Raw genomic sequence first — 17,641 nt, 5'->3', positions numbered from 1 at the left:
GACCCAAGCATGTCTCATTCAAGGATGCAACGCATCCGTCTGTTGTCATTACTGCGAGTGCCAACGTCAGCCATCATGCCCTCGACATGTCTGTTACTGGCCATTGCGGCATGTTGTTCCATCATTGTCGGACCAATGGCTATCTCGTTCTCCGACATCTGGCAGGTTATTCTGCCGGGGCAGCAGAAAGTGGCTCCCCATATTGAGTTGATTATTCAGCAAGTTCGTTTACCACGCACACTGCTGTGTATTGCCATCGGCGCTGTGCTGGCGCTTTGTGGCGCGGTCATGCAGGGACTGTTCCGAAACCCGCTGGCTGATCCCGGCATTATAGGCGTTGCCGGCGGAGCAAGTTTAGGCGCTGCATTAGCCATAGTCTTGTTCGGCTCACTGGCAGCGTCATTCCCGCTGCTGCTGACCCTTGGAACCGTACCGGTTTTTGCCTTTGCCGGTGGCGCTATCACAACCTGGGTTGTGTACTTTCTCGGTACAGATAAAACCGGCACCTCTGTCACAGTGATGTTGCTTGCTGGCGTGGCGATTGGCGCTTTATCCGGTGCAGCGCTCGGGCTGCTGAATTTCTATGCCGATGATCAGGCACTGCGTGATCTCTCACTGTGGACTATGGGTTCTTTGGCGGGGGCGACCTGGCCAGGTATTGCCCTGTCTTTTGTTACTCTAGCCACCCTGTTCTGCCTGTTCACTCGCCAGGCAAATGCATTAAATGCCCTCTTATTGGGCGAATCTGAGGCTCAGCATTTAGGTGTCAATGTACAAGCATTGAAACGTTTACTGGTTCTATTGTGTGCAGCCGGTGTTGGCGTGGCCGTCTCGCTCTCCGGTGTGATTGGCTTCATTGGACTGATTGTGCCGCACCTTGGCCGCATGTTAACTGGCCCTAACCATAAAACACTGTTGCCCCTTTCCGCACTGCTGGGCGCACTGATCCTGTTGATTGCCGACATGCTAGCCCGCGTTGTCGCCGCGCCCGCCGAGCTGCCGGTAGGTATTATCACAGCCCTTCTGGGCGCGCCATTTTTTATCGTCCTGCTTACAAAACAGCGAGGTCGTTTGCAATGATCCACCACATAATATGTCAACCCAAAAAGCAAGCTGCCAGAAACCTGCCAGTGGCAATATCGGCCGAGAAACTGTCGCTGGCACTGGGCGGTAAAGTGTTGCTCGATAATCTGAGCATTAGTTTTCGCAGTGGTGAGCTGACCGCTTTACTCGGACCTAATGGTGCCGGTAAGAGTACTTTGCTGAAAGTGTTATCGGGGGAAATGCATGCCAAAGGCAATATCTACATCTTTGGTGAGCATCGTAAAAACTGGGATGCCCACCGTCTGGCGCATCATATGGGCGTGCTCCCTCAGCACAGTACGCTGTCTTTTGGTTTTACCGCTCAGGAAGTTGCAGAATTGGGCACTATGCCCTTAAAGCTCAGTCTTAAAGAAAGCCAGCACATAACGCGTCAAAAAATGGCCGATGTGGGTATCAGTCATCTCAGCCAGCGGCTTTATCCTTCACTTTCCGGTGGAGAGAAACAACGTGTCCACTTTGCAAGGGTACTGACGCAACTCAGCGCTGCCGGTGATCAATGTCTATTAATGCTGGATGAACCCACCTCTGCTTTAGATCTTGCCCATCAGCAAACTTGCTTAAGTCTGGCAAAAAAAATGGCAGACAATGGCGCCGCGGTCATTCTTGTTATTCACGACCTGAATCTCGCTGCTGAGTATGCCGATCGTTTGATCTTACTCAACCACGGTAAAATACAAGCAGATGGCGATGCCTGGCACACATTAACAGCGGAACATATCCAATCCGTGTATGGTGCCCCTGTTATCATAGAGACTCACCCGCGCGGGCATTTCCCTGTCGTCCTGTCGGCATAACGCCACAAACCATGAGGCACATTCAACTGTGCCTTCTGCTGATTTTACACCACTAAAATTGCGTACAATTGTTGCATCCTATTATTGACCTCTATCAAGAATCATTCCACTCAACAAGAGAAACGTTGCACTGTGCGTGAGTCTCAGTAAAATGTGATCGCAAGCGATTAACCGATGAAACGAAGCGTAATGGCGGTCAAACTTTTATCCGGTTTACGCTCCCTTGGGCGATAGCCTTCGGGTTCTCTTTTACAGTGCGTTGTGGGTATCTTTTCAAGACATTGTCAGATGGCACAACACCGATAGAACATGATTAACGACCAGGCCTGAGTCATTCATTTCTTGCCGCTTTCTTATGCATAAAGCGGCTTTTTAACGTCTGGCCAACATTAAGACTCAAAGAGGCCCAAAGGGCCTGAAGACTAGAAGAACAACTATGGCAACCATTAAAGATGTTGCACGTATGGCTGGTGTATCGACAACCACAGTTTCACACGTGATCAACAAAACCCGCTTCGTAGCGGAGGCGACACAGAAGAAAGTCCTGACTGCAGTTGAGGAGCTGAATTATGCGCCTAGTGCTGTCGCACGCAGCCTGAAATGCAACACGACCAGTACAATCGGCATGTTGGTGACCAAATCGACCAATCCATTTTTTGCAGAGTTGGTGCATGGTGTCGAGGAATACTGCTATAAGGCAGGATATACGCTGATCCTTTGTAACACTGAAGGTAATCTCCACAAGCAAAAAGATTATCTGCGCATGCTGTCTGAAAAACGCGTCGACGGGCTACTGGTCATGTGCTCTGATCTGGATGATCAGTTGCTGGAACAATTAGAACGACAGCCTGATCTGCCTATGGTGATCATGGACTGGGGTCCGGCCCGCCCCAAAACGGACAATATACAAGATAACGCTGAGCTGGGCGGTTACCTGGCAACCCGCCATTTTATTGACAATGGACACACTAAAATCGGCTGCTTGTCTGGCCAGAAAGATAAATCCACCTGCCGTGAAAGGCTGAAAGGTTTTAATAAAGCGATGCGCGAAGCGGGTCTGACTGTCAATGATAGCTGGATTCTTGAAGGTGATTTCGAATGTGAATCTGCAGTTGTTGCAGCCAATGAATTTATTGCTATGAAAGATCGTCCAACAGCCATTTTTTGTTTCAATGACATTATGGCCATGGCATTAATCAGCACGTTTGAGCAAGCCGGCGTGAGAGTGCCTGAAGATGTTTCTATTATCGGTTATGACAATATAGATCTGGCCCCTTACTTCTCCCCACCCTTGACCACTATCCACCAGCCGAAGCGGCGTTTGGGCAAAACGGCAGTGGGAATCCTGATGGAAAGAGTGAAAAGCAAAAGTCACGATTTCCAGACATTTGAAATCAATCCGGAATTAGTTGTCCGCCATTCTGTAAAACGAATCACGTAAAAAATAAACGATTTTCCTCCATGTGATGTAGCGTGCAGCCGATATTAATTTGACTATCGGCTATTTGCATATGGAATATTACTACGCCATGGGGGAATTAATGAGACAATGCATCGCATTCTGTAAAATTTATACGATTTTTATTGCGATTAGCCTCACAATTTTTTTGTGCGATCCATATCAAATTAGTCTTATTGATATATGATTAAACAGTCACGAACAAGGCAAACCATTTGAAAGAATGGGACGCAAAGCTTCCGGCCTAAAAGTAACTGCTTGATTAGCTTTTACTCATGGTAGCGGGGTTGCCGATGGATGAAGTGAAGATTATAGACTGTTTTTGTCATAGCTATGACAAAGCATTCATAATCTTGTGCATAATTGAATCCTCGCTCCTTTGTTAAGTGACTTCTTTTGTTGAAAATAATTGCCGAGAAAAGAAGCATGGACAAACCATTACTGAAAGATTCAATTCGTTTATTTGAGAAATTTGGTCAAATAAAATCTCGCTCTATGTTTGGCGGGTTTGGCATTTTCGCAGGTGAAACGATGTTCGCTCTAGTTGTTAACAACAAGCTGCATCTGCGCGCTAATGCGAGAAATGAAGAAGCCTTCAAACAAGCAGACCTCAAACCGTACGTCTACCAGAAACGCGGTTTTCCTGTTGTTACGAAGCACTATGCCATTCCGGATAACTGGTGGGAAACCCCTGATGTTATCCTGGAACATGCAGAACGTTCTCTGAATGCTGCCCAGGCGGATAAAGAGAAAAAACTGCAGGCTAGCCCTAATCGCATTAAAGATCTGCCTAACCTGCGTCTGGCCAATGAGCGTATGCTCAAAAAAGCCGGTATCAGTTCTGTTGATCAACTCTTCGAGGTCGGTGCTATTGGTGCTTTCCAAGCGTTGCAGGAATCTCATCACGAGTCATTGAGTCTGGATCTGCTCTGGGCATTGGAAGGTGCAGTCAGTGGTAAACACTGGTCTGTTATTACCCCACAACGCCGAAATGAGCTATTGTCAAAGCTGGAAACATCAGCTTCAAGTGCTCATCATTAAGGTTTCCCCTGTCAGTGTTTCATTACCTGTGATGAACGCTGACGGTTTATAACCTGCTTTCCAGCCCTGACGCTCCGTCAGGGCTGTGTAAAATGAAGACTCAACTCACAAACGCAAGTTACAAGATTATCAGTTAGCTTCCCTTCAGCTCTGTCACCTTTAGAATGTATGTTTTGCCACCACCCAAGGGAGGTTTCATGCGTTCGTCATCGCCGTTTCCGGGTCAGACTGACAACATCTTCAGAGACAAATTCTGTAAATGGCCAAGACTAATGCGTTACCTGGTCTTCATCAGTTTGTTACCTCCGGCCTTTCTTGTCGCACTTGTGCACACTGACGCAGTTAACGTTAACGAGGTGCTGATCCCCAGCATTATTGCTTCTGCGCTCAATATGCTGCTTTTTTTCTGGGGCATCATATTGAAAGTCAAAGCACGTAAACACTGGTACCGAAATTATCATATCGGCAAAACCATGCTCGTTGCACTTCTACCTGTAATAGCAAGCAGTTATTTGTTGCTGGAACAGCACGAACCTAAAACAGCGGCGAACCACCTTGCCCCTCGCAGTGTTCAACTTTCAGTCAATTAACAACAAGAACACACAAATTTGACTGTTTTCTGAAATTTGTCCGGGTATCCGCGGTCGTGTTATTAAATCGCTTTATCCGGAGAGCTTCAGGTGCGCATCACCACAAAACAGCATTATTCGATCTTAATCCGTCCACTGCTCTGGCTGCAGACACGGCACTTTGGCAAACCCCTGAACCCGGCTTTGCTTTGGGGACGCCGCCCCTTCCTCTTTTATCTGGTTGCCAGTTTTTTTGGCTATCTCGACCGAAAGCGATCCCCTGTATCCGATGTGATACGTTCCTTGGTTTGTGTACGTGTTTCACAGTTAAATGACTGCGCATTCTGCATAGATGCCAACGGTATGCGACTGGCGCAGCGGTGCCAGTCTGTAGAAAAAGTACAATCTCTGCCTGATTGGCAGCAAAGCCCGCTGTTCGATACACAAGAAAAAGCTGTCCTTGCATATACAGAAGCCATGACTGTAACAGGCATGAAAGTCACATCAGCAATGATTGATGACCTCAAACAGTGGTATGACGAAGATGCTATCGTTGAGTTAACCGCATTAGTCAGCTTTCAAAACCTGTCTGCGAAATTTAATACTGCGTTAGATGTCCCTTCTCAGGCGTTTTGCACTATTCCTTTAACAAAGGATCATAAACACACTGAGCAAAAACAAGAGCCGTCGAATGGCAATGCAAACCAACAGCAACGCAGATAATCAATGATGAAAAATATGAAAAAACCCTTATTGCTGACATTCATCGTCAGCGCCATCGTGGCCTGGTTCGCTTTCGATCTCGGCGATTATTTCACTCTGGAACAGGCTAAGGTTTACCAGCATTCGTTACAGGCAACCATTACCGCAAACCCTCTGCTCTCCAGCGGACTTTTCTTCCTCATTTATGTTGTCATGACGGCCTTGTCCTTCCCTGGGGCCGCCATCATGACGCTGCTTGGCGCTGCACTGTTCGGTTTCTGGTGGAGCCTGCTTATCGTCTCTTTTGCCAGCTCCATCGGAGCGACACTGGCATTTCTGGCCAGTCGGTTCTTATTGCGAGACTGGGTGCAACGCAAATTTGGCCTGCGTCTGGCCGCGATTAATCGTGGCATAGAAAAAGACGGCGCTTTTTACCTCTTTACGCTGCGTTTAATTCCCGTCGTTCCCTTTTTTCTGGTAAACCTGCTGATGGGCCTGACACCTATGCGCCCGCGTCAGTTTTATTGGGTAAGCCAGTTAGGTATGCTGCCAGGTACCGCTGTCTACCTAAATGCCGGGACACAGCTGGGTGAGATTCAGTCGCTGTCCGGGCTGATTTCTTTGCCTGTTCTGCTGTCCTTGGTTTTGCTGGGTATTTTTCCCTTTATCGCCAAAGCAGTCATGGCCTTCGTCCAACAGCGGAGGGTCTATCAAGGCTGGCAAAAACCTGAGCGTTTTGATCAGAACATGGTTGTGATCGGTGCCGGTGCCGGCGGGCTGGTCAGCGCCTATATTGCCGCAGCCGTCAAAGCCAAAGTCACTCTGATTGAAAAACACCAAATGGGCGGTGACTGCCTGAATACCGGCTGCGTACCGTCTAAGGCGCTGATCCGGGCCGCACATACTCTGCATACTATCACCCGGGCACCGGAGTTCGGGATTCGCAGCCAGCCAGCCCAGGTGGATTTTCCTGCTGTCATGCAACGTATTCACCGTGTTATCAAAGGGATAGAACCGCATGATTCCGTCGAACGTTACTCTGAGCTTGGGGTAAACTGCATTCAGGGCGAAGCGCGTATCCTTTCTCCCTGGGAAGTGGAAGTCAACGGCACACGCATCACGACACGCAACATAGTTATAGCCACCGGTGCCCGACCTGTTGTACCGCCCATCGAGGGTATTGAAAAAGTACGCTATCTGACCTCAGACACCTTGTGGTCCATCACAGAGCAACCCAAAAAGCTGCTTGTGCTGGGTGGCGGCCCGATTGGCTGCGAACTGGCACAGAGTTTTCAGCGCCTGGGCAGCCAGGTCACTCAGGTTGAAATGACAGATCAGCTCTTGGTCCGGGAAGATGCAGACGTGGCAAAGCGGGTTCAGGACAGCCTGATGAAAGACGGCGTAGACATTAAACTGCAACACAAAGCGGTAAAATTTGACGCTGCAACGTCGGATTCCGGCGAAGCCCTTCAGTATGTCATCCTTGAGGATAATCACGGACAGCAGCATCAGGTTGAATTTGATGCGGTCATCCTGGCGTTAGGCCGTGTGGCCAATGTTACAGGTTTTGGCCTGGAAGAACTTGGCATCACGCTGAACGAACGCAAAACCATAGACGTTAACGAATACCTGCAAACCCGCTATCCCAATATTTTCGCCGTCGGAGATGTTGCCGGCCCGTTCCAGTTAACGCATGCCGCCGCACACCAGGCTTGGTATGCGGCTGTAAACAGCCTGTTCGGACAGTTTAAGTCATTCAAAGTGGATTACCGTGTCCTGCCTGCCGTGACTTATACGGCTCCCGAAGTCGCTCGTGTGGGCATTAATGAGAAAGAAGCACAAGCTCAGGGCATAGACGCGGAAACCACTCAGTATGAATTGAATGATTTAGATCGCGCAATTGCTGACGGTGAAGACTATGGTTTTATTAAAGTATTGACCCCAAAAGGGAAAGATACCATCCTCGGTGCCACCATTGTGGGTAACCAGGCCGGAGAACTTCTCGCGGAGTTTACCCTGGCAATGAAACACGGGCTTGGATTGAACAAAATTCTGGGTACGGTTCACCCTTACCCCACTATGAGTGAAGCCAATAAATACACAGCAGGTGTATGGAAAAATGCCAATAAACCGGAACGGGTTTTGGCATTGCTGGAGAGATTTCATCGCTGGCGGCGAGGTGGCGACAACGGCCATCAACAAAAATCACAGAGCGACAATCTGAAAGCTCATCTGCAGGAAAGTAAGGATCAGCAATGAAAATGACATGGATAGCACTTGGGTTGGCAATCGCAGCGGCTATGCCTGCTCTGGCAAATGAAGCACAAACTGAAACCTCGCCCATCGCCGAGATGAGCTGGGATGCGATTGAACAAGAAGCGCGCGGACAGACTGTTTTCTTCAATGCCTGGGGAGGCAGCCAGCCCATCAACAGCTATTTAAGATGGGTTGCCCGCGAAGTAAAGAGTCGTTATGACATTACGCTCAACCATGTCAAAGTGGCCGACATCGCTGAAACCTCACAGCGACTGTTAGCGGAAAAAGCGGCCGGCAAACAAACCGGCGGCAGCGTCGATATGGTTTGGATCAATGGCGAAAACTTCCGCACCATGAAAGCCAATCACTTATTGGATGGCCCGTTTGTCGCCCAGCTACCCAACTGGGAGCTGGTCGATAAACAACTGCCCGTCTATGAAGATTTTACCGAAAGCACAGAAGGTCTCGAAGCCCCCTGGGGGGTAGGACAACTGGTCTTCATCCATGACAGCCAGACATTAAGCAACCCACCCAATAGTTTTGCTGAACTGTTAAGTCTGGCCGTCGCCTTTCCGGGCAAAGTGACCTACCCGCAGCCGCCTGCATTTCATGGCACCAGTTTTTTAAAGGCCGCATTGATTGAGCTGACCAACGCGGCGCCGGCGCTCTATGAGCCCATTGACCCGACAACGGATGAAAAGAAATTCGCTCGCCTCACAGCGCCTCTCTGGAAGTACCTCAATCAGCTCCATGCCGTTGCCTGGCAGCAGGGAAAACGCTTTCCGGCCAGTTCAACGGAAATGATGCAACTGTTAGATGACAGGCAGCTTCTGGTTGCCATCACCTTTAACCCGAATGAGGCCAAAGCAGCGATTGAACGCGGTGATCTGCCTGAGTCAGCCAAGGCATTTGCCTTTGAGCAAGGCGCCCTCTCTAACATTCATTTTCTGGCCATCCCCTGGAATGCCAGCGCGAAAGCAGGTGCCCGGGTTGTGATTAACTTTCTCATGAGCCCTGAAGCGCAACAACGAAAAGCAAATATTCAGATCTGGGGTGATCCTGCCGTGCTGACACCGGAGGCTATGGGAGCCGACCAAGCACAAAGTTTAGAACTGTATCGTGCAATCCCTGAGCCACACCCTAGCTGGCAAACTGCGCTGGAGGCCGCCTGGCAGCAAAAATATGGACACTGAGCGTTTCCTGACACCCTGTAAGTTTATCCCTGACACCCACTAGGCGAACGTTGCAATATGTTGTACTTGATGTTTATTGCCACGCTGTTGATCTGCTGTTTGCCGTTATTACCGGGCCTGTTCGGCATTTTGCTGCCAGCCCTGTCCTGGTTACCCTTTGCTGGCCTGACTCAGCCCGGGCCACAGGCTTTCTACCAGGCATTAGCCTGGCCCGGTTTGTCTGCTTCTGTTCTGCTGACGCTTTCCACTGGCGTCATCAGTACTTTATTGGCATTAGCTTTTACCTTCTTGATCCTGCAGAGATACTGGGGCTCCCGCCGCTGGCAGAGTATAGAATCCTGGCTCTCTCCGATGCTGGCGATTCCGCATGTGGCCTTCGCGATTGGCTTTGCTTTCACCTTTTCATCCACGGGGATCATCACCCGTTTCGTCTCAGCATTGGGCGGCAATCCCGGTCAGTTTTCTCTGCTGCAGGACTCTTACGGCATAGGGCTCACCCTGGCTCTGGCGATCAAAGAGACTCCATTCCTGTTATTAATGAGTATCTCTGTCCTGCAGCAACTGAATGTCGGCCGCTTGCTGGCTGCAGGCAATGGCCTGGGCTATAACCGGGCATCAACATGGATCACTATTATACTGCCGCAATGGCTCCCCAGGATGCGACTGCCGATCTATGCCGTGCTGGCTTATGGCATCTCTGTGGTAGACATGGCCATGATTCTGGGCCCGACCCGTCCTCCCACTTTTGCCGTTCTGGTCTGGCAGTGGTTCAATGAGCCGGATGTCGCTTTGCTGCCCAGAGCCGCTGTCGGCGCATTAATGCTGCTCATGCTGGGCCTTTGCCTGCTTGCTGTGTTTCGCGTGCTGGAATGGCTGATTCTGCGTGGCTTTCAAGGCTGGCAATATGCCGGCCATCGCGAGCAACGATTGCCAGGGCGTTACTTTCACTGGCCGTTAATAGCGGTGCCGCTGCTTGTCATTCCTGTTCTCATGCTCTGGTCCGTGGCGCTGCGCTGGCGGTTTCCTGATCTGTTACCAAGCCGGTTCAGTGTGCAATTCTGGCAACAGGAAACCGCCGTGTTTACCGATCTGGCGTCTACCAGCCTAATGCTGGCCGGTATCAGTACAGCGATTGCGCTTTGTCTGGCCATTGGCTGTCTGGAATACAGGGACAAAACAGGAACCGGTATCCCAGGCTGGCTGATAGCCATGCCCATGGTGTTGCCACAGGTTTCTTTACTGTTCGGTATTCAGGTCACCACTTATATGATCCCCGGCCAGCATCACCTGCTATGGGTGATATGGAGCCATGTGCTTTTTGTGTTTCCCTACCTGTACCTTGCGCTGGATGGCCCATGGCGCAGTTTTGATCGCCGGTATACGCAAACAGCCAGTAGCCTTGGCTTATCGGAGTTCCAGGCCTGGTGGCGGGTCAAGCGTCCTATGCTGATGCCGGCAATTTGTCTGGCACTGGCCGTGGGCTGTAGTGTCAGCCTGGCTCAGTATCTGCCGACACTCAGTCTTGGTGCAGGCCGGGTCAGCACCCTGACCACAGAAGCCGTTGCGCTCGCCAGCGGACAGGACAGAAGAGTCAGTGCGATTTACGGACTGCTGCAGGGACTGGTGCCCTTCATGCTCTTCGCGCTTGCCACTTTCGCAAGCCGTTACTATCAATCGAGAATGACCTCCGGAACATACACAAGGAATGCAAAAGCCAATGTGCTTGTCAGTCAAAAACCTCACTATAAATAATGGACATCAGCGGTTGCTCAGTTCGCTGACGCTGTCGGTTGAGCAGGGACAGGTACTGACGATTATGGGACCCAGCGGCTGTGGGAAGTCGACTCTGTTGGGTGTGATTGCCGGCCATATTCCGCCCGACTGCCTCTATCAGGGCGAGATCAACCTCAATAACAGATTGCTCAATGAACTGGCTCCGGATAAACGGCGCATTGGCCTGCTGTTTCAGGATGATCTGCTATTCCCGCACCTGAATGTGTGGCAGAACCTGGCATTTGGTTTACCGTCCAGTGTGAAAAAGCCTGAACGAAAAACCAGAGCTTATGACACCTTAGCTGCGTTAGGCCTGACAGAACTGGCCTCTCATTGCCCAAGCCAGATTTCTGGCGGACAGCGCGCCAGGATCAGTCTGATGCGTTGTCTGCTGGCAGAGCCGGACGCCATCTTACTGGATGAGCCTTTCAGTAAACTGGACAAAGATCTGCGTATCCAGTTTCGCGACCTGGTGTTTAAGGAGATCCGGCAGCTGAATATCCCAGCGCTGATGGTCACCCATGATCAGGATGACGTGCCACCTGACGGTCAGGTATTGCACTGGCCCGCCGCGCTGAAGGAGGAACAGCCCCATGCTTGATCGCTACGCCATCAAACTCATCAAAGCGCCGGTTAACTGTGTAGGCTTACTGCTGGCGAAAACGCCTTTCACCGCCAATCAAATTACAGTAGCCGGGTTTGGTATTGGGCTGCTGACATTGCCTGCACTCCTCTACCAGCAATATTGGCTGGCACTGTGTTTTATCATTATCAACCGCATATTTGATGGTTTGGATGGCGCTCTGGCCCGGCGCAGGGGCATCACAGACTGTGGTGGTTTTCTGGATATCACACTGGATTTTCTGTTTTATTCTCTTGTGCCCTTTGGCTTCATTCTGGCAGACCCGACACAAAATGCAGTTGCTGGTGCGTTTTTGATCTTCGCCTTTGTCGGCACAGGTTCCAGCTTTCTGGCTTTTGCCATCATGGCGGGTAAGCGCGATATTGATAATCCGGTTTATCAACACAAATCTTTGTTTTACTTGGGAGGTTTGACTGAGGGCACAGAAACTATCGCGTGTTTTGTTCTCTTTTGCCTGTTCCCGGCACATTTTGCGCCCATCGCTTGGATTTTCGGATCACTGTGCTGGGTGACAACCGCAACACGGATCTGGGCTGGCTATCAGACCCTGAAAACACCGGTCGGATAGCACCGGCAGAAACACGTGTCAGCAACAGAAAACGGCGACCCAGGCCTGCCCAGCCGCCGTTTTCAGTCACCAGTCCTCTAGCTGAAGGCCGGTATGCTCTGATTGTGTTTTCCCTGCCGGCTGTGAAATTTATTAATTTCGATATCAATAGCGTTATAGCTGCTGTTCATCAACTCGCCCAGACATGCCGGAGAATCAGGATTCTGACTTTGCAGAAAAGCCGCCAGCAGCTTGACGTCATCAGGTCTGGGGCGATAGCTCAGGTTCGGAAAGGCCTGGTAGATATAATCAATAGCGATTGCCAACATCTCTCTATTCTTTTCTGTCGTTCTGTTCATCGTCAACACAGTATTTTTATTCATCTTCATCGGAAGTAATGGATTTGACGAAGGGCATCCTAAGCGGTCTGAATGAAAGAATTATGACTTGGCGCTGTTTTTAGGATTTTTTTATCCTCTCGCTTGTTTTTCATACCAATATTCGCGTATTCAATCTGTTGTTTTAAACGAACAACATCGACTGAGCGCTTTGAATACTGTGTTTTTTTCTGCTATCGCATCCACTCTCGGTGCAATTGTTCGCTATCTCCCAGGTACTCCAGCAGCCAGCTCAGGGCGGGGTTAAGGCTGGCTTTGTTCCATGCCAGACAGCAGGGACTGACCGGCGGGGCATGAGGGAGCGTGCGGGCCACCAGCTTGCCTCTTTTCAACTTGGGGGCGGCCATATGTTCCGGCACAACGCCTATGCCCAGCCCGGCTTCAAGACACTGAAACGCGCTGGACCAGTCCGGCACCATAATGCGGCGCTGATTATTCATTAGCCAGGTTGTGCGCTTAGGTAATGTACGTGAGGTATCTTCAAGACAGATAGCGGGATACTTTGCCAGTTCTGAGTCTGGCAGAGGCAGCGGACTTTCCGTCAACGGATGATCCGGCGCCATCACAAACACCCAGTGCAGGTTTCCCATATCGGTGTAATCGAAATCCCCGCTGACCGGAATGGCCGCCGTCGCCCCAATCACCAGATCTGCCCGGCCGTCTGCCAGGGCGTCCCACACCCCGTTATAGACCTCCATCGTCAGATGCAGCTCAACATCCGGGAACGCCTGATAAAAATCTCGTACCATAGTGCTGACACGGCTTTGTCTGACCACAGTGTCCAGTGCCACCGACACATTTTCAGCCCAGCCATTGGCAACACGTTGTGTCTGCAACTTAATGTGCTCCATTTGCTTGAGCAGCTGTCTGGCTTCTTCAACAAAGTACTGGCCTGCAGGAGTCAGGCTGACCTGCCGGTGATGACGCTCAAATAAGGTTACAGACAATTTATCCTCGATTGTCCTGACCGTGTAGCTGATTGCGCTGGGCACTTTGTGCAACTCTTCTGCTGCTGAGGAAAAGCTGCCCCGCCTCGCAACAACATCAATTACTTGCAAATCATTGAAAGAAAACATATATCCTGCTACTTAATTACGCGTGATGTTGAATCAAATTTTTTGATAGCAATGTTGAAATTTTAGCGTTTCACAGCACAAATCACCACGCTTACAATCTGATCACTGAAAAAACTTCTGGTTTCAATAAAATGACGACAAAACCAACTACCGTTACGCTTGCCTGGTTTGCATTACTTAGCATGCTCGGCTTTCTGGCCACCGACATGTATCTGCCTGCTTTCACCGCCATGCAGGCCGACCTGAATACCTCATCCAGCCTGATTGGCATGACACTCGGCCTTTTTCTGTTAGGCATGGCCATTGGTCAGCTTATCTATGGCCCTCTCTCTGACCGCTTAGGCAGAAAAAAAGTATTGCTGGGTGCTATGTTGTTGTTCAGCCTCGCCACCCTGGGTTGTGCAATGGCACCGAATGTGGAAACCCTGCTGGCATTCCGTTTTCTTCAGGCGCTGGGTGCGTGCAGTGCCACCGTGCTCTGGCAGGCTATTGTCATTGACAGGTATGAAGGAAAGCTTGCCGAAAAAGTGTTCGCAACTATCATGCCTTTGGTCGCCCTTTCACCGGCCCTTGCGCCTTTAGTTGGCGCAGCGATTCAGTCACATTTTGGCTGGCGTGCTATCTTCCTGAGCCTGATTGCCTTAGGTGCCGTGTTAGCACTGATGACGACCATGCAGCCTGAAAGTGCCAAGGGTGAAAAAAAGCAGGGCAACGTCTTGTCAGAACTGGCAATTAACTATACAAGCCTGCTCAAGTCAAAAAAATTCATGGGTAACATGCTCATTTTTGCAGCCTGCTCTGCTGCTTTTTTCGCCTACCTGACAGGGTCACCGTTTATCATGTCTGCTATGGGCTACTCAAGCGAAGATATCGGCTTAAGTTATGTGCCGCAGACTATTGCCTTTTTGATTGGCGGCTATGGCTGCCGGGCACTGCTAAACCGCATGGAAGGTAAAAAGCTGCTGCCTTGGCTGCTGAAACTGTTCATCGGCAGTGCGCTGGTCATACTGTTGATCACTGTGCAGCATAAACCAGACACCATTTGGCCCGTTTTACTGCCTTTCTGTTTTATTGCAGTTGCTAACGGTGCGATATACCCCATTGTGATCAGTAAAGCCCTGGAAGACTTCAAGCACTGCAGCGCAACCGCGGCCGGGGTGATGAATTTCCTGCAAACATTAGGTTGTTTTGCGGCCAGTTCACTGGTTGCAGCTTTTGCCGATAAAGGATTGAGCATTGTTGCCTTTAGCATTGCCGGCACCTGTGTCTTCGTTCTGATCGGGTTCGCTTTTGTTGTCAGCAGCCAGCGCCAGCAACTGATTGAGGCACAATCCACTCCAAACTGATCATTTTCTTTCTATCACGGTTCTTCAATTGCAGGCAGCCCCTGATGCTGCCTGCATTTTTCATATTCAAAAATATTGTCTATTGTTCATCGATAAGCCAAAAAATTCCTAATACGCATGAAATGCGTGTTATGCATGCCCAGAAAACCGTCACTATACTGTTCTCTTAGGGACTCTGCTCTATCATGGATGATGGATGATATATGAAGAGAAATGTGATTCATTCGAAAATGCTGCTGTTCTTTTTGCTGCTTTTTATCTTTTTGCTGTGTCTTTTTTTTCTTAATGGCAGTCCTAGCGCTAACCCAGAGAGACGGGGACATCCTATTACACACGCCTCTTCACGGCTTGATAACCACACATTATTGTCTGACGGGTATCAATTTCTGGCAGAAGAATGGGAAAACGCCAGCACACTTCACTCAATACTGAACCAGCTCAGTGTGAATCAGTTTATCTTTAACAATCTGTATTCACGGGAGAAACTTGAAAAATTCACGCTGTTTTCACTGATCTCTTTCGGCTTTCTTCTCGGCTGTCTGGTACTGGCCTGGCACCTGCATAAAATGCTTCGCCATGAAAAACGCCTGAAAGGCGAGTTACACGACATGGTCAAAAAGTTCAGCCATGTACTGAAACATGCTCCGGACGGCATGGTTCTGCTCAAGCAGGACAACACTGTACTCAATATCAATCAGTCCGCTTGCCAGATTTTGAACACCTCAGAACAACAGGCTTCACACCAAGAGATTACCGCTTTGGTTAACGATCCCGAAGCCAGTAACAAGCTGGCTGGATTACTCAGTCAGGTACACGGCAAGATGAATCAGGGTGATAACCAGCCCGTCAGTCAACAAATCACCATCAACACTACGTCTGTACAACACCTTGAAATCATTGCGAGCGAAACCGCTTACAATGACGGTAATGAGATTTTGTTAAATATCAGGGATGTCACTGTATGGGTTGATCGTGAAGAAAAACTGAAAAGCTTGTCCCGCGCCCTGGAGCAAAGTGACGACTCTATCATCATCACCAACGAAAAAGGGATCATCGAGTATGTAAACCACAGCTTTGAAAAATATAACGAGCTCGATGCCAACGAGCTGATCGGCAGTGATGCCGCGCACCTGATTCTTACCGCTCTGCAAAATCCTGCAGAACTGGCAAAATTGCAGCAACAGCTGGTCAAAGGCCAGACAATCAACCGCATCATCTCGCACCGCAAGAAAGATAACAGTCTGGTGTATATGGAAAAACGCATTTCTCCTATTCGCAATAACCTGGGGAAAATCAGCCATTACATCACAACAGGGAAAGATATTACCGACAGAGTGCTGTTTGAAAGCAAACTCAAACAATTAGCGCACTTTGACATACTCACCCAACTGCCAAACCGATTGATGCTGCAGCAGCAGATCGATCACCTGCTCCAGCAATCGCCCTGCCCTGTCATTGGCCTGCTCACCCTCAACCTGGATCGCTTTAAGCAAATCAACGATTCTCTGGGCCACGACACCGGCGATCAGGTGCTGCTAGCCGTCAGCGAACGTCTGCAGACTATTTTGCGTGAAAATGACATGCTGGCGAGATTAGGCAGTGATGAATTTGCCATCCTGGTAGCATCAGATAACCGGCTGCCCGCTCTTGAACACCTGGCCGAGCGTATCCTTCGTCATCTCAGCGAGCCGATGACACTGGGCAGTAAAGAAGTGGTGGTCGGTGCCAGTATTGGTATCACCTACAGTGACAGCATCCATTCGACCAGCGAAACCCTGCTCAGGCAGGCAGACATTGCGCTGTATAAAGCCAAAGACAACAAACAACAGCAACAATACCGGGTTTATAACCGGCAAATGGGTGCCAACAGTGTCAAACGTTTGGAAATGGAAGCTCAACTGAGGCAAAGCTGCGGCACTGATCGCTATCAGTATTACTATCAGGGCCGGTTTGACTCACGGACCCGTCAGCTTTGCGGAGCGGAAGCGCTGCTACGCTGGGTCGATGATGACAACCGCATCCAGTCACCCACTGAGTTCATCCCTATTCTGGAAACCACAGGTCTGATTATTGAGGTTGGTGAGCATTTGATTCAACAGGCTTGCAAACAATTACGCCAGTGGCAGTTACAAGGCCACTGGCTGCATTTTGCCCTGAATATTTCAGCCCGGCAGTTGCTGAATTCCGATATTGTCAGTACTGTCAGCAAAGCGATACAGAATAGCCAGTGCGACCCTAGTTTTTTAGAGCTGGAAATCACAGAGAGTGTCGTCATGTCTGACGTTAAGCTGGCATTGAATAAGTTACGTCAGATCAACGCGCTGGGAGTCAGAATTGCCATTGATGATTTTGGTACCGGCTATTCCTCCCTGGCCTACCTCAGTCGGTTTCCGATTCAGATACTCAAAGTCGATCGCGAGTTTGTCCGTGATTTACCCCTCAATAAAGAATCTGTCACCATCACTAACGCTATCGTTGAGTTGGCCCATAATCTAAATATCAGCGTGGTGGCAGAAGGTGTAGAAACCAAAGGACAGGCAGATTTCCTGGCAAGCATAGGTGTAGAAGAATTTCAGGGATTTCTGTACTGTAAGCCACTGCCGCTATCAGATTTTGAAACAAGGTTTTTGCTGCCAGTTCAGAATACGAAAGAACATTCTACCTACTGAGTCAGATTACCTCAGTTTGTAAACTTTCACTTCTGCCAAGAGCCAATTACAATACGCTCAGTATGGGCGAG

15 protein-coding genes and 1 riboswitch are annotated in these 17,641 nt (G+C 49.7%); of the genes, 13 read left to right on the top strand and 2 right to left on the bottom strand.

What is annotated here, in order from left to right:
* The first annotated feature begins 24 nt into the window (after positions 1 to 24).
* The 11 genes from IFO68_RS14575 (at position 25) to IFO68_RS14525 (ending at position 12,102) form a co-directional block, all read left to right on the top strand.
* The gene (locus IFO68_RS14575; RefSeq protein ID WP_419555448.1) at positions 25 to 1,080 is read left to right on the top strand and encodes a FecCD family ABC transporter permease; all 1,056 of its coding nucleotides are present in this window, start codon (positions 25 to 27) and stop codon (positions 1,078 to 1,080) included.
* Positions 1,077 to 1,898, top strand: a complete 822-nt coding sequence (locus IFO68_RS14570) for a heme ABC transporter ATP-binding protein (protein ID WP_192016578.1) — start codon at positions 1,077 to 1,079, stop codon at positions 1,896 to 1,898. The genes IFO68_RS14575 and IFO68_RS14570 overlap by 4 nt, the downstream gene beginning before the upstream one ends.
* Positions 1,899 to 2,334: 436 nt before the next feature.
* The gene (locus IFO68_RS14565; protein WP_192016577.1) at positions 2,335 to 3,339 is read left to right on the top strand and encodes a substrate-binding domain-containing protein; all 1,005 of its coding nucleotides are present in this window, start codon (positions 2,335 to 2,337) and stop codon (positions 3,337 to 3,339) included.
* A 213-nt stretch (positions 3,340 to 3,552) separates the two neighbouring features.
* A riboswitch (cyclic di-GMP riboswitch) is annotated at positions 3,553 to 3,652 on the top strand.
* A gap of 131 nt (positions 3,653 to 3,783) precedes the next feature.
* Positions 3,784 to 4,398 carry a TfoX/Sxy family DNA transformation protein gene (locus tag IFO68_RS14560; protein ID WP_192016576.1) on the top strand — a complete coding sequence of 205 codons (615 nt, stop codon included), beginning with the start codon at positions 3,784 to 3,786 and terminating at the stop codon, positions 4,396 to 4,398.
* A gap of 197 nt (positions 4,399 to 4,595) precedes the next feature.
* Positions 4,596 to 4,988 carry a hypothetical protein gene (locus IFO68_RS14555; protein WP_192016575.1) on the top strand — a complete coding sequence of 131 codons (393 nt, stop codon included), beginning with the start codon at positions 4,596 to 4,598 and terminating at the stop codon, positions 4,986 to 4,988.
* 90 nt (positions 4,989 to 5,078) lie between these two features.
* Positions 5,079 to 5,690, top strand: coding sequence for a carboxymuconolactone decarboxylase family protein (locus IFO68_RS14550; protein WP_192016574.1), 612 nt, complete (start codon positions 5,079 to 5,081; stop codon positions 5,688 to 5,690).
* 15 nt (positions 5,691 to 5,705) lie between these two features.
* Complete coding sequence (gene lpdA / locus IFO68_RS14545) at positions 5,706 to 7,928, top strand: dihydrolipoyl dehydrogenase (protein WP_225445240.1); 2,223 nt, start codon at positions 5,706 to 5,708, stop codon at positions 7,926 to 7,928.
* A gap of 41 nt (positions 7,929 to 7,969) precedes the next feature.
* Positions 7,970 to 9,118 carry an ABC transporter substrate-binding protein gene (locus IFO68_RS14540; protein ID WP_237028875.1) on the top strand — a complete coding sequence of 383 codons (1,149 nt, stop codon included), beginning with the start codon at positions 7,970 to 7,972 and terminating at the stop codon, positions 9,116 to 9,118.
* A gap of 57 nt (positions 9,119 to 9,175) precedes the next feature.
* Complete coding sequence (locus IFO68_RS14535) at positions 9,176 to 10,870, top strand: ABC transporter permease (RefSeq protein WP_192016572.1); 1,695 nt, start codon at positions 9,176 to 9,178, stop codon at positions 10,868 to 10,870.
* The gene (locus IFO68_RS14530) at positions 10,836 to 11,492 is read left to right on the top strand and encodes an ATP-binding cassette domain-containing protein (protein WP_192016571.1); all 657 of its coding nucleotides are present in this window, start codon (positions 10,836 to 10,838) and stop codon (positions 11,490 to 11,492) included. Before IFO68_RS14535 ends, IFO68_RS14530 begins: the two co-directional genes overlap by 35 nt.
* Positions 11,485 to 12,102 carry a CDP-alcohol phosphatidyltransferase family protein gene (locus tag IFO68_RS14525; RefSeq protein WP_192016570.1) on the top strand — a complete coding sequence of 206 codons (618 nt, stop codon included), beginning with the start codon at positions 11,485 to 11,487 and terminating at the stop codon, positions 12,100 to 12,102. Before IFO68_RS14530 ends, IFO68_RS14525 begins: the two co-directional genes overlap by 8 nt.
* A 77-nt stretch (positions 12,103 to 12,179) precedes the next feature.
* On the opposite strand, the gene IFO68_RS14520 is transcribed toward IFO68_RS14525, so the two are convergent.
* A complete protein-coding gene (locus IFO68_RS14520) occupies positions 12,180 to 12,410 on the bottom strand; it encodes a hypothetical protein (protein WP_192016569.1) in 231 nt (76 codons plus the stop codon).
* 242 nt (positions 12,411 to 12,652) lie between these two features.
* Positions 12,653 to 13,555, bottom strand: a complete 903-nt coding sequence (punR, locus tag IFO68_RS14515) for a DNA-binding transcriptional activator PunR (RefSeq protein ID WP_192016568.1) — start codon at positions 13,553 to 13,555, stop codon at positions 12,653 to 12,655.
* Positions 13,556 to 13,686: 131 nt separating this feature from the next.
* Between punR and punC the strand changes: the two genes are divergently transcribed.
* Together punC and IFO68_RS14505 are read left to right on the top strand one after the other, a co-directional pair.
* On the top strand, positions 13,687 to 14,901 hold the full coding sequence (punC, locus tag IFO68_RS14510) for a purine nucleoside transporter PunC (RefSeq protein ID WP_192016567.1): 1,215 nt from the start codon (positions 13,687 to 13,689) through the stop codon (positions 14,899 to 14,901).
* Positions 14,902 to 15,104: 203 nt separating this feature from the next.
* Entirely contained in the window at positions 15,105 to 17,570 is a 2,466-nt protein-coding gene (locus tag IFO68_RS14505) for a bifunctional diguanylate cyclase/phosphodiesterase (protein ID WP_192016566.1), read from the top strand.
* Positions 17,571 to 17,641 lie beyond the last annotated feature (71 nt).

The organism is Photobacterium arenosum (assembly GCF_014841115.1).
Lineage (GTDB): Bacteria > Pseudomonadota > Gammaproteobacteria > Enterobacterales > Vibrionaceae > Photobacterium > Photobacterium arenosum.
This window is presented reverse-complemented; position numbering and strand designations above follow the sequence as displayed.

Coding starts and splice junctions, on each gene's coding strand:
- IFO68_RS14575 (WP_419555448.1), top strand. CDS start 25: ATGCAACGCATCCGTCTGTTGTCATTACTGCGAGTGCCAACGTCAGCC.
- IFO68_RS14570 (WP_192016578.1), top strand. CDS start 1,077: ATGATCCACCACATAATATGTCAACCCAAAAAGCAAGCTGCCAGAAAC.
- IFO68_RS14565 (WP_192016577.1), top strand. CDS start 2,335: ATGGCAACCATTAAAGATGTTGCACGTATGGCTGGTGTATCGACAACC.
- IFO68_RS14560 (WP_192016576.1), top strand. CDS start 3,784: ATGGACAAACCATTACTGAAAGATTCAATTCGTTTATTTGAGAAATTT.
- IFO68_RS14555 (WP_192016575.1), top strand. CDS start 4,596: ATGCGTTCGTCATCGCCGTTTCCGGGTCAGACTGACAACATCTTCAGA.
- lpdA (WP_225445240.1), top strand. CDS start 5,706: ATGAAAAAACCCTTATTGCTGACATTCATCGTCAGCGCCATCGTGGCC.
- IFO68_RS14540 (WP_237028875.1), top strand. CDS start 7,970: ATGCCTGCTCTGGCAAATGAAGCACAAACTGAAACCTCGCCCATCGCC.
- IFO68_RS14535 (WP_192016572.1), top strand. CDS start 9,176: ATGTTGTACTTGATGTTTATTGCCACGCTGTTGATCTGCTGTTTGCCG.
- IFO68_RS14530 (WP_192016571.1), top strand. CDS start 10,836: ATGTGCTTGTCAGTCAAAAACCTCACTATAAATAATGGACATCAGCGG.
- IFO68_RS14525 (WP_192016570.1), top strand. CDS start 11,485: ATGCTTGATCGCTACGCCATCAAACTCATCAAAGCGCCGGTTAACTGT.
- IFO68_RS14520 (WP_192016569.1), bottom strand. CDS start 12,410: ATGTTGGCAATCGCTATTGATTATATCTACCAGGCCTTTCCGAACCTG.
- punR (WP_192016568.1), bottom strand. CDS start 13,555: ATGTTTTCTTTCAATGATTTGCAAGTAATTGATGTTGTTGCGAGGCGG.
- punC (WP_192016567.1), top strand. CDS start 13,687: ATGACGACAAAACCAACTACCGTTACGCTTGCCTGGTTTGCATTACTT.
- IFO68_RS14505 (WP_192016566.1), top strand. CDS start 15,105: ATGAAGAGAAATGTGATTCATTCGAAAATGCTGCTGTTCTTTTTGCTG.